Source organism: Arthrobacter sp. KBS0702 (genome assembly GCF_005937985.2).
Taxonomy (GTDB): Bacteria; Actinomycetota; Actinomycetes; order Actinomycetales; family Micrococcaceae; genus Arthrobacter.
The window spans coordinates 2785954-2800297 of sequence record NZ_CP042172.1 but is presented as its reverse complement, the minus strand read 5'-3'; the positions used below and the strand labels follow the sequence as shown (position 1 = coordinate 2800297).

General features: G+C 62.2%; 23 protein-coding genes. All 23 read left to right on the top strand.

The genetic code is table 11. The features are described from left to right. Window positions 1–289 precede the first annotated feature (289 nt). A complete protein-coding gene (gene rpsJ, locus FFF93_RS12900; protein ID WP_003803825.1) occupies window positions 290–598 on the top strand; it encodes a 30S ribosomal protein S10 in 309 nt (102 codons plus the stop codon). A gap of 17 nt (window positions 599–615) precedes the next feature. Next, complete coding sequence (gene rplC, locus FFF93_RS12895) at window positions 616–1266, top strand: 50S ribosomal protein L3 (RefSeq protein WP_003803812.1); 651 nt, start codon at window positions 616–618, stop codon at window positions 1264–1266. Between the two features lie 4 nt (window positions 1267–1270). After that, window positions 1271–1891: a 50S ribosomal protein L4 gene (rplD, locus tag FFF93_RS12890; protein WP_138768569.1), complete on the top strand. Its 621-nt coding sequence runs from the start codon at window positions 1271–1273 to the stop codon at window positions 1889–1891. Further along, a complete protein-coding gene (gene rplW, locus FFF93_RS12885; protein ID WP_018773664.1) occupies window positions 1888–2193 on the top strand; it encodes a 50S ribosomal protein L23 in 306 nt (101 codons plus the stop codon). Before rplD ends, rplW begins: the two co-directional genes overlap by 4 nt. A gap of 29 nt (window positions 2194–2222) precedes the next feature. Further along, window positions 2223–3062: a 50S ribosomal protein L2 gene (gene rplB, locus FFF93_RS12880; protein ID WP_024366131.1), complete on the top strand. Its 840-nt coding sequence runs from the start codon at window positions 2223–2225 to the stop codon at window positions 3060–3062. A 12-nt stretch (window positions 3063–3074) separates the two neighbouring features. Beyond that, entirely contained in the window at window positions 3075–3356 is a 282-nt protein-coding gene (rpsS, locus tag FFF93_RS12875; protein WP_018773666.1) for a 30S ribosomal protein S19, read from the top strand. A 38-nt stretch (window positions 3357–3394) separates the two neighbouring features. Continuing rightward, window positions 3395–3760: a 50S ribosomal protein L22 gene (rplV, locus tag FFF93_RS12870; RefSeq protein ID WP_003803798.1), complete on the top strand. Its 366-nt coding sequence runs from the start codon at window positions 3395–3397 to the stop codon at window positions 3758–3760. Beyond that, entirely contained in the window at window positions 3761–4594 is an 834-nt protein-coding gene (gene rpsC, locus FFF93_RS12865; protein WP_138768570.1) for a 30S ribosomal protein S3, read from the top strand. Beyond that, window positions 4595–5011, top strand: coding sequence for a 50S ribosomal protein L16 (rplP, locus tag FFF93_RS12860; RefSeq protein ID WP_138768571.1), 417 nt, complete (start codon window positions 4595–4597; stop codon window positions 5009–5011). It begins immediately after the preceding gene. A gap of 2 nt (window positions 5012–5013) precedes the next feature. Continuing rightward, window positions 5014–5343 (top strand): 50S ribosomal protein L29, encoded by a 330-nt coding sequence (gene rpmC / locus FFF93_RS17200; protein ID WP_138768572.1) that lies wholly within the window; start codon window positions 5014–5016, stop codon window positions 5341–5343. Beyond that, window positions 5340–5648: a 30S ribosomal protein S17 gene (gene rpsQ, locus FFF93_RS12850; RefSeq protein WP_056737811.1), complete on the top strand. Its 309-nt coding sequence runs from the start codon at window positions 5340–5342 to the stop codon at window positions 5646–5648. The genes rpmC and rpsQ overlap by 4 nt, the downstream gene beginning before the upstream one ends. Before the next feature lie 338 nt (window positions 5649–5986). After that, complete coding sequence (gene istA / locus FFF93_RS12845) at window positions 5987–7204, top strand: IS21 family transposase (RefSeq protein ID WP_138768573.1); 1218 nt, start codon at window positions 5987–5989, stop codon at window positions 7202–7204. Then, a complete protein-coding gene (gene istB, locus FFF93_RS12840) occupies window positions 7204–7992 on the top strand; it encodes an IS21-like element helper ATPase IstB (RefSeq protein ID WP_138768574.1) in 789 nt (262 codons plus the stop codon). The genes istA and istB overlap by 1 nt, the downstream gene beginning before the upstream one ends. 716 nt (window positions 7993–8708) lie before the next feature. Further along, window positions 8709–9077, top strand: coding sequence for a 50S ribosomal protein L14 (gene rplN / locus FFF93_RS12835; protein ID WP_003803789.1), 369 nt, complete (start codon window positions 8709–8711; stop codon window positions 9075–9077). Window positions 9078–9080: 3 nt separating this feature from the next. Then, a complete protein-coding gene (rplX, locus tag FFF93_RS12830) occupies window positions 9081–9440 on the top strand; it encodes a 50S ribosomal protein L24 (protein WP_066436866.1) in 360 nt (119 codons plus the stop codon). Continuing rightward, entirely contained in the window at window positions 9440–10021 is a 582-nt protein-coding gene (rplE, locus tag FFF93_RS12825) for a 50S ribosomal protein L5 (RefSeq protein ID WP_056737813.1), read from the top strand. Before rplX ends, rplE begins: the two co-directional genes overlap by 1 nt. 80 nt (window positions 10022–10101) lie before the next feature. After that, window positions 10102–10500: a 30S ribosomal protein S8 gene (gene rpsH, locus FFF93_RS12820; protein ID WP_056737814.1), complete on the top strand. Its 399-nt coding sequence runs from the start codon at window positions 10102–10104 to the stop codon at window positions 10498–10500. 18 nt (window positions 10501–10518) lie between these two features. Beyond that, on the top strand, window positions 10519–11055 hold the full coding sequence (gene rplF, locus FFF93_RS12815; RefSeq protein WP_138768575.1) for a 50S ribosomal protein L6: 537 nt from the start codon (window positions 10519–10521) through the stop codon (window positions 11053–11055). 2 nt (window positions 11056–11057) lie between these two features. After that, window positions 11058–11441 (top strand): 50S ribosomal protein L18, encoded by a 384-nt coding sequence (rplR, locus tag FFF93_RS12810; RefSeq protein ID WP_138768576.1) that lies wholly within the window; start codon window positions 11058–11060, stop codon window positions 11439–11441. A gap of 26 nt (window positions 11442–11467) precedes the next feature. Then, entirely contained in the window at window positions 11468–12139 is a 672-nt protein-coding gene (rpsE, locus tag FFF93_RS12805) for a 30S ribosomal protein S5 (protein ID WP_186372161.1), read from the top strand. Between the two features lie 3 nt (window positions 12140–12142). Further along, window positions 12143–12349 (top strand): 50S ribosomal protein L30, encoded by a 207-nt coding sequence (gene rpmD, locus FFF93_RS12800; RefSeq protein WP_056626615.1) that lies wholly within the window; start codon window positions 12143–12145, stop codon window positions 12347–12349. Then, window positions 12350–12844, top strand: coding sequence for a 50S ribosomal protein L15 (rplO, locus tag FFF93_RS12795; protein WP_138768577.1), 495 nt, complete (start codon window positions 12350–12352; stop codon window positions 12842–12844). A gap of 184 nt (window positions 12845–13028) precedes the next feature. Further along, on the top strand, window positions 13029–14339 hold the full coding sequence (gene secY, locus FFF93_RS12790; RefSeq protein WP_138768578.1) for a preprotein translocase subunit SecY: 1311 nt from the start codon (window positions 13029–13031) through the stop codon (window positions 14337–14339). Window positions 14340–14344: the final 5 nt, after the last annotated feature.

The window sequence follows — 14344 nt, the reverse complement described above, 5'->3', positions numbered from 1 at the left end:
CTAGATGAGTTGTTCAAGCGCTCTTTCGCGTCCCGATCCGGATAATGCCGGGTGCCAGGGTCCAAGTAAGAGCCCAAACATAACCCACTTCCCAAGGAACTGCGGACGAGTACGCGTGCAAACCGCGACACGCCCGACCGCGGGGGTCGGTTGCGCCGGCAGGTTGAGGAACCCGGATCCATCCGGATTCAGCTTGTGCGGCGGGTGGTAGTTACGACTTCAAATGCTTCGGCAGCCGCACAACAGGTAAGTAAACAGAGCAGCATTTACTGAAAGAGAGTCAGGCGACATGGCGGGACAAAAAATCCGCATCCGGCTGAAGTCATACGACCACGAGGTCATTGACGTTTCAGCACGGAAGATCGTTGAGACGGTCACGCGCGCAGGCGCAACTGTAGTCGGCCCCGTGCCGCTGCCGACGGAGAAGAACGTTTACTGCGTAATCCGCTCTCCGCACAAGTACAAGGACAGCCGCGAGCACTTTGAAATGCGCACGCACAAGCGTCTTATCGACATCATCGATCCCACGCCCAAGGCTGTTGATTCGCTCATGCGTCTCGACCTGCCGGCCGACGTGAACATCGAAATCAAGCTGTAGGGAGGTGCTGAGAGACTATGACCGCAACCCGTAACGTAAAGGGCCTGCTGGGCACGAAGCTCGGCATGACCCAGGTCTGGGACGAGAACAACAAGCTCATCCCCGTCACTGTGGTCCAGGCTGACTCGAACGTCATCACGCAGCTGCGCAACGCAGAGACTGATGGCTACGTCGCCGTTCAGATCGGCTACGGCCAGATCGATCCCCGCAAGGTCACCAAGCCGCTGGCTGGTCACTTTGAAAAGGCAGGCGTCACGCCTCGCCGTCACGTCGTAGAACTGCGCACTGCAGATGCTGACTCTTACGAGCTGGGCCAGGAGCTCTCCGTTGAGCTCTTCGAAGCCGGCCAGAAGATCGACGTCGTTGGCACCACCAAGGGTAAGGGCTTCGCCGGTGTTATGAAGCGCCACGGCTTCCACGGCGTTGGAGCTTCCCACGGTGCCCACAAGAACCACCGTAAGCCCGGTTCCATCGGTGGCGCATCCACCCCGAGCCGCGTCTTCAAGGGCATGAAAATGGCCGGCCGCATGGGCGCCGTTCGTCACACCACGCTGAACCTCACGGTCCACGCGGTTGACGTCGAGAAGTCGCTGCTCCTGATCAAGGGTGCCGTCCCCGGCGCCCGCGGCCAGGTCGTACTCGTACGCACCGCCGTGAAGGGAGCCTAGTTCAATGACTAGCACTGTCAAGGTTGACCTGCCCGCAGAGATCTTCGACGTACAGACCAACGTGCCGCTGCTGCACCAGGTCGTCGTTGCACAGCTCGCTGCTGCTCGCCAGGGTACCCACAAGACCAAGACCCGCGCCGAGGTTTCCGGTGCAGGTCGCAAGCCGTTCAAGCAGAAGGGCACCGGCCGCGCCCGTCAGGGTTCCATCCGTGCTCCTCACATGACCGGTGGTGGCATCGTCCACGGCCCGACGCCGCGTGACTACAGCCAGCGCACCCCCAAGAAGATGATTGCTGCTGCACTGCGCGGCGCTCTCTCTGACCGCGCCCGTAACGGCCGCATCCACGTCGTTGCTGAACTGGTCGCCGGCACCAAGCCGTCTTCCCGTGAAGCACTGGCAACGCTGCGTGGCGTCTCCGAGCGCAAGAACCTGCTCGTTGTCATCGACCGCGCCAACGATGTTGCTGCACTCTCCGTGCGCAACCTCCAGGATGTTCACGTTCTGTACGCAGACCAGCTGAACACCTACGACGTGCTCGTTTCTGACGACGTAGTCTTCACCAAGGCTGCCTACGAAGCATTCGTTGCTGACAAGGCTGCAAAGAACGAGGAGGATGCCAAGTGAGCGCAGCCACCATCAAAGACCCGCGCGACGTCGTGCTTGCACCCGTCGTCTCGGAAAAGAGCTACGGCCTGATCGACGAGGGCAAGTACACCTTCCTGGTGGACCCCCGCTCGAACAAGACCGAGATCAAGCTGGCCGTGGAGAAGATTTTCTCCGTCAAGGTCGAATCGATCAACACCATCAACCGTGCCGGTAAGCGCAAGCGCACCAAATTCGGATGGGGTACCCGCAAGAACACCAAGCGTGCCATTGTGAGCCTCAAAGAAGGCACTATCGACATCTTCGGCGGTCCGCTCTCGTAGCGGAGACCACTTTAACGAGGAAATAAATTATGGGAATCCGTAAATACAAGCCGACTACCCCGGGCCGTCGTGGCTCGAGCGTAGCGGACTTCACCGAAATCACGCGGTCGACGCCGGAAAAGTCGTTGGTACGTCCCCTCCCGAAAAAGGGTGGCCGTAACAACACCGGTAAGATCACGACCCGTCACAAGGGTGGTGGCCACAAGCGCCAGTACCGTCTGATCGACTTCCGTCGCCACGACAAGGACGGCGTCAACGCCCGCGTTGCCGAAATCGAGTACGATCCGAACCGCACGGCTCGCATCGCCCTCCTGCACTACGTTGATGGCACCAAGCGTTACATCATCGCCCCGAACAAGCTGGCCCAGGGTGACACCGTGGAAGCAGGTGCCGACGCTGACATCAAGCCCGGCAACAACCTGCCGCTGCGCAACATCCCGGTCGGTACCGTAATCCACGCAGTTGAACTGCGTCCGGGTGGCGGCGCCAAGATGGGCCGCTCCGCCGGCGCATCGATCCAGCTCGTTGCAAAGGAAGGCCGTTTCGCCCAGCTGCGTCTGCCTTCCGGCGAAATCCGCAACGTTGACGTGCGCTGCCGCGCAACCGTCGGCGAGGTCGGCAACGCCGAGCAGTCGAACATCAACTGGGGCAAGGCCGGCCGTATGCGCTGGAAGGGCGTCCGCCCGACCGTCCGTGGTGTCGCGATGAACCCGGTCGACCACCCGCATGGTGGTGGCGAGGGTAAGACGTCCGGTGGACGTCACCCCGTCAACCCGAACGGTAAGCGCGAAGGCCGCACCCGCCGTCCCAACAAAGAGAGCGACAAGCTTATTGTTCGTCGCCGTCGTACTGGCAAGAACAAGCGATAGGAGCCTGGACACATGCCACGCAGCCTGAAAAAAGGTCCTTTCGTTGACCAGCACCTCTTTGTGAAGGTAGCCAGGGAAAACGAAAAGGGCACCAAGAACGTCATCAAGACCTGGTCCCGCCGTTCGATGATCGTCCCCGACATGCTCGGCCACACGATCGCCGTGCACGACGGACGCAAGCACATCCCGGTGTTTGTCACTGAGTCGATGGTCGGGCACAAGCTCGGCGAATTCGCTCCCACGCGGACATTCCGCGGCCATGTCAAGGACGACCGTAAGGGCAAGCGCCGCTAGGCGCCTGCACTTACGTCAAAGACGAGAGAAGGAAAGCAATGGAAGCCAAGGCAATTGCGCGTCACATCCGCGTAACGCCTATGAAGGCCCGGCGCGTCGTCAACCTTGTTCGTGGTAAGCAAGCGAACGAGGCTCTGGCAATTCTGAAGTTTGCCCCGCAGGCAGCTTCTGAGCCGGTATTCAAGGTAGTTCAGTCGGCAATCTCCAACGCCCGGGTCCTCGCGGACCGCGACGGCGTGGCGTTTGACGAAGGTGACCTCATCATCAGCGAAGCGTTTGTTGATGAAGGCCCGACCATGAAGCGGTTCCAGCCGCGTGCCCAGGGTCGTGCATTTCAGATCAAGAAGCGCACGAGCCACATCACCGTGGTAGTCGCTACCCCGGAGAAAGAGGAGGCTCGCTAAGTGGGACAGAAAGTTAACCCGCACGGGTTCCGACTCGGTATCACCACCGATCACGTATCGCACTGGTTCGCCGACAGCACCAAGGCCGGCCAGCGGTACAAGGACTTCGTTCGCGAAGACATCCGCATCCGCCAGCTCATGTCCACGGGCATGGAGCGCGCCGGCATCGCCAAGGTTGAGATCGAGCGCACCCGCGACCGTGTCCGCGTGGATATCCACACGGCACGTCCGGGCATCGTGATCGGCCGCCGCGGCGCCGAGGCAGACCGCATCCGCGGCGAGCTCGAAAAGCTCACCGGCAAGCAGGTCCAGCTGAACATCCTCGAGGTCAAGAACCCCGAGATGGAAGCCCAGCTTGTTGCCCAGGGCGTTGCAGAGCAGCTGACTTCCCGCGTGGCTTTCCGCCGCGCGATGAAGAAGGCAATGCAGTCCGCACAGCGCGCCGGTGCCAAGGGCATCCGGATCGCTTGCTCGGGTCGACTGGGTGGCGCAGAAATGTCCCGCTCGGAGTTCTACCGCGAAGGCCGTGTGCCCCTGCACACCCTCCGCGCGAACATCGACTACGGCTTCTACGAGGCCAAGACCACCTTCGGCCGCATCGGCGTGAAGGTCTGGATCTACAAGGGTGACGTCACCGCCAAGGAACTGGCTCAGCAGGCAGCTGCTGCTCCGTCCCGCGGCCGCGGTGCCGGCGATCGTCCGGGCCGCCCGGGTGGCGCTGACCGTGGTGACCGCCGTCGTCGTAACGACCGCCCGGCCGAGGCTGCACCTGCTGCTGCCGAAGCTCCGGCTGTTGAAGCAGCTGCACCGGCAGTAGAAGGAGGACAGGCTTAAATGCTTATCCCGCGTCGAGTAAAGCACCGTAAGCAGCACCACCCGGGTCGTTCCGGCGCTGCCACGGGCGGCACCGAGGTCTCGTTCGGCGAGTGGGGTATCCAGGCTCTGAGCCCGGCATACGTCACCAACCGTCAGATCGAATCTGCCCGTATCGCGATGACCCGCCACATCAAGCGTGGCGGAAAGGTCTGGATCAACATCTACCCGGACCGTCCGCTGACGAAGAAGCCGGCCGAAACCCGCATGGGTTCCGGTAAGGGTTCTCCGGAATGGTGGGTTTCAAACGTCAAGCCGGGCCGGGTTCTCTTCGAACTCTCCGGTGTTAGTGAAGAGGTAGCTCGCGAGGCCCTGCGCCTGGCAATCCACAAGCTGCCGTTGAAGGCACGCATTGTGCGTCGCGAAGGTGGTGAGTAGAAATGGCAGTAGGATCCAAGGAACTTGCATCCGCACAGCTGGACGGTTTCGACAACGAGCGTCTCGTTGAAGAACTCCGCAAGGCCAAGGAAGAGCTGTTCAACCTGCGTTTCCAGTCCGCCACCGGCCAGCTGGAGAACCACGGTCGTCTGCGCGCGGTAAAGAAGGACATCGCACGCATCTACACCGTTCTCCGTGAGCGCGAGCTGGGCATTCGTGCCGAGGTCGCCGCACCGGTTGTGGAAGCCAAGGAAGAGAAGAAGTCCAAGAAGGCTTCGACCAAGAAGGCTGACACGGCTGAAACGGTTGAGACCGAGGAGGATGCCAAGTGAGTGAAAAGGACGAGAACGTGACGGAAACTGTTTCCGACGCAGCCAAGGCTGACGAGCGCGGTTACCGTAAGACGAAGCGCGGCTACGTGGTCTCGGACAAGATGGAGAAGACCATCGTTGTCCAGGTCGAGGACCGCGTGAAGCACGCCCTCTACGGCAAGGTTATGCGCCGCAACACGAAGATCAAGGCACACGACGAAGAGAACAGCGCCGGCATCGGCGACCTGGTTCTCCTCGCCGAGACCCGCCCGCTTTCCGCTACCAAGCGGTGGCGCCTGGTGGAGATCCTCGAGAAGGCCAAGTAACACCTGCAGCACCCCGCAAGGGAAGCTGTGCCGAAACCCCCGTTCTCTTCTGGGAGCGGGGGTTTCCTCGTTCCCGGACGGAGACGCCCACACCTCCGCGCGAACGTACACTTCGCGCCCCGGCGAGGCGCGAACGTACACTTCGCGCCCCGGCGAGGCGCGTTTCGCGGGCCTCAAGTGTCCGTTCGCGCCTTGGGTGGAGTACTTGTGGTCGTTGGTGGCCCCTGGTGGAGATCCTCGAAAAGGCCACGCCCAGCTGCCCTGCTGTCGGTGACGGTCGAAAACTGAGCCATTGTGACGGTTGAAAACTGAGCCACCTGTTCCAAACGATTGGGTGGGTGATCACAGTGGAGGATTGGGCGCTTATTCGGCGGTTGCATCTTGCCGAGGGTGAGTCGATGAGGTCGATAGCGGCGCGGCTGGGTATTTCCCGTAACACCGTGGCGAAGGCGGTCAGCGCTGACGGTCCGCCGACGTATGTGCGGGCGCCGCAGGACTCCGGAATCAAGGCCGTGGAACCGGCGGTCCGGGCCCTGCTGAAGGAGAACCCGCGGATGCCGGCGACGGTGCTGGCTGAGCGTGTGGGTTGGTCGGGGTCCCCGGCGTGGTTCCGTGAGAACGTGGCCAGGATCCGGCCGGAGTATGCCCCGGCGGATCCTGCGGACCGGATCAGTTACGAACCCGGGGACCAGGCGCAGTGCGACCTGTGGTTCCCGGAGGTGCGGATACCTGTCGGTGCTGGCAAGCCCCGGGTCCTGCCGGTGCTGGTGATGGTGTCCTCGCATTCGCGGTTCATCATGGCCCGGATGATCCCGTCCCGGATGACCGGGGATCTGCTGGCCGGGATGTGGGAGCTGATCGGGTCCCTGGGTGCGGTTCCGCGGCGGCTTATCTGGGACAACGAGACCGGCATCGGACGGCGGAACAGCTACGCCGCAGGGGTCGCGGCGTTCGCGGGAGTCCTCGCCACCAGGATCGTGCAGGTCAAGCCCTACGATCCGGAGAGCAAGGGCGTGGTGGAGCGGGCCAACCAGTTCCTGGAAACCTCGTTCCTGCCGGGACGGGCCTTCGAATCGCCGGAGGATTTCAATGCCCAGCTCGGTCAGTGGCTGCCCCGGGCGAATGCTCGGCTGGTCCGGCGCACCGGTGCCCGGCCGACCGAGCTGCTCGAGCAGGACAAGGCGGCCATGCTGGCGCTCCCGCCGGTTCCGCCCGTGACCGGGTTCGCCGCGCGGGTCCGGCTCCCGCGGGACTACTACGTCCGGATGGGATCCAACGATTACTCCGTGCACCCGCTGGCGATCGGCAGGTTCGTTGACGTCACTGCAGAGCTGGAGACCGTCACGATCAGCCTGGACGGCCGGTGCGTCGGAAGCCACCCCCGGTCCTGGGGAACGGGCCAGACGATCACCGATCCTGACCATGTCGAGGCGGCACGGACGTTGCGGAAAGTGTTCCAGAACCCGGAACCGGTCGGGGATGCGGCCGGGCTGCGGGATTTGGCTGACTACGACCGGGCGTTCGGTGTCGTTCTCGATGACGGGCAGGTCGCCTGATGACCGAGGCGAAGGAAACCGCCGGCCAGATCGAGTACTACTCCCGGGCGATGAAAGCGCCCCGGATCCGCGAAGCCGCGGCCAGGCTCGCGGACCAGGCCCGCGAGGCCGGCTGGACCCATGAGGAATACCTCGCAGCGGTCCTGTCCCGGGAAGTCGCCGCCCGGGAGGCCTCCGGAGCCGAATCCCGAGCCAGGGCAGCAGGGTTTCCTGCCCGTAAATCGCTCGAGGAGTTCAGCTTCGACCACCAGCCCGGCCTCAAACGCGACACGATCGCGCACCTGGCCACCGGGGCGTTTCTCAGCGAAGCTTCCAACATCGTCCTGCTCGGCCCGCCCGGAACCGGGAAGACACACCTCGCGACCGGTCTGGGTCTGCGGGCCACCCAGCTGGGCCACCGGGTCCTGTTCGCGACCGCGATTGACTGGGTCGCCCGGCTTCAAGCCGCCCACCAGAGCGGGCGCCTGCCCCAGGAACTGGTCCGGCTGCGCCGCTACGGTCTGATCATCGTTGACGAGGTCGGCTATATCCCGTTCGAACAGGACGCCGCGAACTTGTTCTTCCAGCTCGTCTCCTCACGCTACGAGCACGCCTCGCTGATCCTGACCTCGAACCTGCCCTTCGCCCGCTGGGGAGACGTATTCGGAGACCAGGTTGTCGCGTCCGCCATGATCGACCGAATCGTCCACCATGCCGAAGTCATCACCCTCAAAGGCTCCAGCTACCGACTCAAACATGCCCAGACAGACGCGCTGCCCTCGACAAGACCGGAAAATCAGGCAGAATAACCAACGTCAACGTGGCTCACTTTTCCACCCACGAAATGGCTCACTTTTCGACCATCGCTGACACCTGCGAAGGAATCTCCGCCGAACCCCCGTTCCCGACTCTCCCCGCCCTGCAGCATCCCTTGCGCGTCACGCCGTGCAGGGTCTTGGCATTGGCACAACGCCGGCAGGCCGGGTTTGTGCGGGAGAGCGGCGGAAGATGGGACAAAGGCTGTCGTCAGTGACGACGTCGGGCGTTCCCCGCCGACGAGTTCCTAGACCCCCCCCGCGCGAACGCACACTTCGCGCCTAAACGCGGGCGCGAACGTACACTTCGCGCCCCGGCGGGGCGCTTTCGCGGGCCTCAAGTGTCCGTTCGCGCTTTGGGCGGGGTGGGGGAGCGGAGCCGGCGGGCGGGCCTCAAGTGTCCGTTCGCGCTTTTTGGGTGGGGCGGGGGCGGGAAGCTGTGATATGGGGATGTGGCGGAAACGTGCTAAGATTTTGAGTTTGTATGGCGCCTTTCGTGCGTCATCGTCAACCTCGTAAACAATCGTGCCACGGCATAGTGCCCCCTCGCGCCTCGCGTGCCCGGGAAGCAACTGTTTTTGGCACGGGCGTTTAGGCCTGGTCTGGCAAAATCCAGGCAGGTCAAGAGACACCCCGATCAACCGTTCCGCAAGGCTCATTCCGTAGGACGATTTTCGGTCTGAGAACCGGCGCGACGCAAGGAGTAAATAGTGATTCAGCAGGAGTCGCGACTCAAGGTCGCCGACAACACGGGTGCTAAGGAAATCCTTACCATTCGCGTTCTCGGTGGATCTGGCCGTCGCTACGCAGGCATTGGCGACGTGATCGTCGCTACCGTCAAGGACGCAATTCCGGGCGGCAACGTAAAGAAGGGCGACGTCGTCAAGGCTGTCATCGTCCGTACCAAGAAGGAACGCCGCCGTGCGGATGGTTCCTACATCAAGTTTGACGAGAACGCAGCTGTGATCCTGAAGAACGACGGTGACCCCCGTGGTACCCGTATCTTCGGACCGGTTGGTCGTGAACTTCGCGACAAGAAGTTCATGAAGATCGTTTCTCTGGCTCCGGAGGTGCTCTAGTCCATGGCTAAGATCAAAAAGGGTGACCTCGTTCAGGTCATCACTGGCGCCAAGGCTGAGCGCGGCGGCGACCGTGGCAAGCAGGGCAAGGTTCTGCGCGTATTCCCGGAGACCAACCGCGTGTTGGTTGAAGGCATTAACCGCGTAACCAAGCACACCAAGGTCGGTCAGTCGCAGCGCGGCACCAAGACCGGTGGCATCGAGGTCGTTGAGGCTTCAATCCACATCTCCAACGTGGCCCTGGTTGACCCCTCCACCAAGAAGCCCACCCGCGTCGGTTTCCGCACCGAGACCGTTGAGCGCGATGGCGTGAAGCGTGAAGTGCGCGTCCGCGTGGCCAAGAGCTCAGGGAAGGACATCTAATGACTGAGACTCTCGAGACTCCGGCAAGCAAGATCGTTCCTCGTCTGAAGACCAAGTACGCGGATTCCATCAAGAGCGCGCTCGTTGAGGAATTCAAGTACGAGAACGTCAACCAGGTTCCCCGTCTGGTGAAGGTCGTTGTGAACATGGGTGTTGGAGATGCCGCCAAGGACTCCAAGCTGATCGACGGCGCTGTCCGCGATCTGACCCTGATCACCGGCCAGAAGCCGCAGGTAACCAAGGCCCGCAAGTCGATCGCACAGTTCAAGCTGCGCGAAGGCATGCCGATCGGTGCGCACGCAACTCTGCGTGGCGACCGTATGTGGGAATTCCTGGACCGTCTGGTCACGCTGGCACTGCCGCGTATCCGCGACTTCCGGGGTCTCAGCGGCAAGCAGTTCGACGGCAACGGCAACTACACCTTCGGTCTGACCGAGCAGGTTATGTTCCACGAGATCGACCAGGATTCCATTGACCGCGTTCGCGGCATGGACATCACCGTCGTGACCACTGCCAAGACCGACGACGAAGGCCGCGCGCTGCTCAAGGCGCTTGGCTTCCCGTTCAAGACCGAAGATTAATCTAGCTACATAGAAGGTCCGGCTGGCTGGCTCTGACGCCAGGGCAGCGGAAACCGTTATGAGGAAGGGCAAGAGCCCACATGACTATGACAGATCCTGTCGCAGATATGCTTACGCGTCTGCGCAATGCAAACTCGGCATACCACGATTCCGTGTCTATGCCTTACAGCAAGCTCAAGGCACGCGTTGCTGACATCCTGAAGGCAGAGGGCTTCATCGCCTCCTGGAAGGAAGAAGACGCGGAGGTTGGCAAGAAGCTGACCCTCGAGCTCAAGTTCGGTCCGAACCGCGAGCGTTCCATCGCTGGCGTTCGTCGTATTTCCAAGCCGGGGCTGCGCGTTTACGCAAAGTCCACCAACCTGCCGCACGTGCTCGGTGGCCTGGGTATCGCAATCCTGTCCACCTCTTCCGGCCTCCTGACTGACAAGCAGGCCGGCAAGAAGGGCGTGGGCGGCGAAGTCCTCGCTTACGTCTGGTAACGGGAAAGGAAGAGAATAATGTCACGTATTGGACGTCTCCCCATCACCGTTCCTGCCGGCGTTGAGGTCAAGGTTGACGGCTCTGTCGTCAGCGTCAAGGGATCCAAGGGCGAGCTGAGCCACACTGTGGCCAGCCCGATCGAGGTCACCCTGGAAGATGGCACCCTGACTGTCGCCCGCCCGAACGACGAGCGCGCCTCCCGTTCGCTGCACGGCCTGACCCGCACCCTGATCGCCAACATGATCCAGGGCGTTACCGAAGGCTACGAGAAGAAGCTTGAGATCGTCGGTACCGGTTACCGCGTTCAGGCCAAGGGTTCTGACCTGGAGTTCGCTCTGGGCTACAGCCACCCGGTCAACGTCTCGGCTCCGAACGGCATCACCTTTGCAGTTGAGACCCCGACCAAGCTCTCTGTTTCAGGTATCTCCAAGCAGCAGGTCGGCGAAGTTGCTGCCAACATTCGCAAGCTGCGGAAGCCGGACCCCTACAAGGGCAAGGGCATCCGCTACGCCGGCGAAGTCATCCGCCGCAAGGTCGGAAAGGCTGGTAAGTAACCATGGCCATCGCAATTAACAAGAAGCGTTCGAACAAGAGCAAGTCTGCCCAGCGCAGCCGCCGCCAGCTTCGTATCCGCAAGCGCATCTCCGGTACGGCTGTACGTCCTCGTCTGGTCGTCAACCGCTCCGCCCGCCACGTATTCGTCCAGGTTGTCGATGACACCAAGGGCCTGACCGTAGCGAGCGCCTCCACGCTGGAAGCCGACCTTCGTGCATTCGACGGTGACAAGACTGCCAAGGCCAAGCGCGTTGGCGAGCTCGTCGCCGAGCGTGCCAAGGCTGCCGGTATCGAAGCTGTTGTCTTCGACCGCGGTGGTAACAAGTACCACGGCCGGATCGCCGCCGTCGCTGACGGCGCACGTGAAGGTGGGCTGGCACTGTGACCGAAAATAACGAAAAGGACATTCAGGTGACTGAAGCTGTAGCTGCTCCGGCAACTGAGACCGCTGCGCCTGCTACCACTGACGACCGCCGTGGTGGCGCCCGTCGTGGCGAGCGTGGCGACCGCGGCCAGGGCCGTGGTGGCCGTGGTGGCCGCGACGGCGGCCGCGAAGCCGAGAAGAGCCAGTTCGTAGAGCGCGTCGTAACCATCAACCGTGTTTCCAAGGTCGTCAAGGGTGGTCGTCGCTTCAGCTTCACCGCCCTCGTCGTCGTCGGTGACGGCAACGGTATGGTCGGCGTCGGCTACGGCAAGGCTAAGGAAGTTCCCGCCGCCATCGCGAAGGGCGTTGAAGAGGCCAAGAAGTCCTTCTTCCGCGTTCCCCGCATCGGCAGCACCATCCCGCACCGCGTACAGGGTGAAGCCGCTGCAGGCGTCGTCATGCTGCGTCCGGCTTCCGCCGGTACCGGTGTTATCGCCGGTGGTCCGGTCCGTGCAGTACTGGAGTGCGTGGGCATCCACGACATCCTCTCCAAGTCGCTCGGTTCCTCCAACGCCATCAACATCGTTCACGCGACCGTTGATGCACTGAAGCGCCTCGAAGAGCCGGCAGCAGTGGCAGCACGCCGCGGCCTGCCCCTCGACGAGATCGCTCCGCCGGCAATGGTGAAGGCGCTCCTGAACCAGAAGGCAGGTGTCTGAGTCATGGCTAAGAACCTGATTCCCTCCGACGCTCAGTTGGAGATCACTCAGATCAAGTCCGCCATTGGCGGCAAGCAGAACCAGCGCGACACCCTTCGGTCCCTCGGCCTGAAGCGGATCGGACACACCGTTGTCCGCACCGCCGACGCCGTGACCGTTGGAATGCTCAACACGGTTCCGCACCTGGTAAAGGTAGAGGAGGCGAAGTAAATGGCAGAGAAGAACACCGCCGAAAAGGCACAGGGCGCCGATGCTGAGAAGCAGAACGCACTGAAGGTTCACCACCTGCGTCCCGCCCCGGGTGCCAAGACCGCCAAGACCCGCGTTGGTCGTGGTGAAGGTTCCAAGGGTAAGACCGCTGGTCGCGGTACCAAGGGTACGAAGGCCCGTTACCAGATCAAGGCTGGCTTTGCCGGCGGCCAACTGCCGCTGCACATGCGCCTGCCGAAGCTGCGCGGCTTCAAGAACCCGTTCCGGGTTGAGTACCAGGTTGTAAACCTGGACAAGCTCAACGAGCTGTTCCCGGAAGGTGGCGCAGTCACCGTGGAGAACCTGGTCGAAAAGGGTGCCGTTCGCAAGAACCAGCCCGTCAAGGTGCTGGGCACCGGCGACATCACCGTCAAGGTTGACGTCACCGTCCACGCATTCTCGGCCAGCGCCGCAGAAAAGATTGCAGCAGCAGGCGGAAGCACCACCGCCCTCTAACGAGGCGGCGGGGCAGTCGCCCGTTGTTGAAACTCCCGGCACCGGGGCTCACGCCCTTGGTGCCGGGAGTTTTTTCGTTTTCCCGCCCTGCGGATTGTTCGCCGGGCACATCCACCCGTTAGACTCGGTTGTTGGGTTTATTTGACCTATCTCACACGACTTTACTTAATACTCAGGAGGACGCTTGCTTAGCGCATTTGGCCGGGCCTTTCGCACGCCTGATCTGCGACGCAAGTTGTTGTTCACGCTGGGAATCATCACAATCTTCCGCTTGGGTGCCTTCATCCCCTCGCCTGGTGTGAACTACCAGAATGTCCAGCAATGCTTGCAGAACGGTCAGACCTCGGGCGGGATCTACCAGCTCGTCAACCTGTTCAGCGGCGGTGCATTGCTGCAGGTCTCAATCTTCGCGCTCGGGATCATGCCGTACATCACGGCCAGTATCATCGTCCAGCTGCTCCGCGTGGTCATTCCCCGGTTCCAGCAGCTCTACGACGAGGGTGCCTCGGGCCAGTCCAAGCTGACCCAGTACACCCGGTACCTGACGATCGCCCTGGGCCTGCTCAACGCCACCACGCTGGTGTCGCTGGCGCGCTCCGGCCAGCTGCTGCCCAACTGCCAGCTGCCGATCATCCCGGACGCGAGCATCATCACCACCATCCTGATCATCATCACCTTGACTGCCGGCACCGGCCTGATCATGTGGATGGGCGAGCTCGTGACCGAGAAGGGCGTGGGCAACGGCATGTCGCTGTTGATCTTCACCTCGATCGCCGCCGGATTCCCGACCTCCCTCGGCGCCATCTGGACTTCCCAGGGCCCCGGTACCTTCTTTATGGTCCTGGCCATCGGCCTGCTGACCGTGGCGCTCGTCGTCTTCGTGGAGCAGTCCCAGCGCCGCATCCCGGTGCAGTACGCCAAGCGCATGATCGGCCGCCGCACGGTGGGTGGCACCAGCACGTACATCCCCATCAAGGTGAACATGGCCGGCGTCGTGCCCGTCATCTTCGCGTCTTCGATGCTGTACCTGCCGGGCCTGATCTCCCAGTTCAACCGTCCCGCGCCCGGTGAGCCCATGGCGCCGTGGGTCGAGTGGATCAACAACAACCTCACCCGCGGTGACCACCCCATCTACATGGCCCTCTACTTCGCCATGATTGTGTTCTTCACTTACTTCTATGTTGCGATCACTTTCAACCCTGAGGAAGTTTCTGACAACATGAAGAAGTACGGCGGCTTCATTCCGGGTATCCGTGCCGGCAAGCCGACCGCGGACTACCTGCAGTATGTGCTTTCCAGGATCACCCTGCCCGGCGCGTTCTACCTGGGCCTGGTGGCCCTGATCCCGCTGATTGCCTTGGTCCTGATCAACGCCAACCAGAACTTCCCGTTCGGCGGCACCTCGATCCTGATCATGGTGGGCGTAGGTTTGGAGACCGTCAAGCAGATTGATGCGCAGCTACAGCAGCGTCACTACGAAGGGCTTTTGCGATGACGAGA

Coding starts and splice junctions, on each gene's coding strand:
- rpmD (WP_056626615.1), top strand. CDS start 12,143: ATGGCTAAGAACCTGATTCCCTCCGACGCTCAGTTGGAGATCACTCAG.
- rpsS (WP_018773666.1), top strand. CDS start 3,075: ATGCCACGCAGCCTGAAAAAAGGTCCTTTCGTTGACCAGCACCTCTTT.
- rplO (WP_138768577.1), top strand. CDS start 12,350: ATGGCAGAGAAGAACACCGCCGAAAAGGCACAGGGCGCCGATGCTGAG.
- istB (WP_138768574.1), top strand. CDS start 7,204: ATGACCGAGGCGAAGGAAACCGCCGGCCAGATCGAGTACTACTCCCGG.
- rplB (WP_024366131.1), top strand. CDS start 2,223: ATGGGAATCCGTAAATACAAGCCGACTACCCCGGGCCGTCGTGGCTCG.
- rplP (WP_138768571.1), top strand. CDS start 4,595: ATGCTTATCCCGCGTCGAGTAAAGCACCGTAAGCAGCACCACCCGGGT.
- rplD (WP_138768569.1), top strand. CDS start 1,271: ATGACTAGCACTGTCAAGGTTGACCTGCCCGCAGAGATCTTCGACGTA.
- rplE (WP_056737813.1), top strand. CDS start 9,440: ATGACTGAGACTCTCGAGACTCCGGCAAGCAAGATCGTTCCTCGTCTG.
- rplV (WP_003803798.1), top strand. CDS start 3,395: ATGGAAGCCAAGGCAATTGCGCGTCACATCCGCGTAACGCCTATGAAG.
- rpsH (WP_056737814.1), top strand. CDS start 10,102: ATGACTATGACAGATCCTGTCGCAGATATGCTTACGCGTCTGCGCAAT.
- rplC (WP_003803812.1), top strand. CDS start 616: ATGACCGCAACCCGTAACGTAAAGGGCCTGCTGGGCACGAAGCTCGGC.
- rplX (WP_066436866.1), top strand. CDS start 9,081: ATGGCTAAGATCAAAAAGGGTGACCTCGTTCAGGTCATCACTGGCGCC.
- rplF (WP_138768575.1), top strand. CDS start 10,519: ATGTCACGTATTGGACGTCTCCCCATCACCGTTCCTGCCGGCGTTGAG.
- rpsJ (WP_003803825.1), top strand. CDS start 290: ATGGCGGGACAAAAAATCCGCATCCGGCTGAAGTCATACGACCACGAG.
- rpmC (WP_138768572.1), top strand. CDS start 5,014: ATGGCAGTAGGATCCAAGGAACTTGCATCCGCACAGCTGGACGGTTTC.
- rplR (WP_138768576.1), top strand. CDS start 11,058: ATGGCCATCGCAATTAACAAGAAGCGTTCGAACAAGAGCAAGTCTGCC.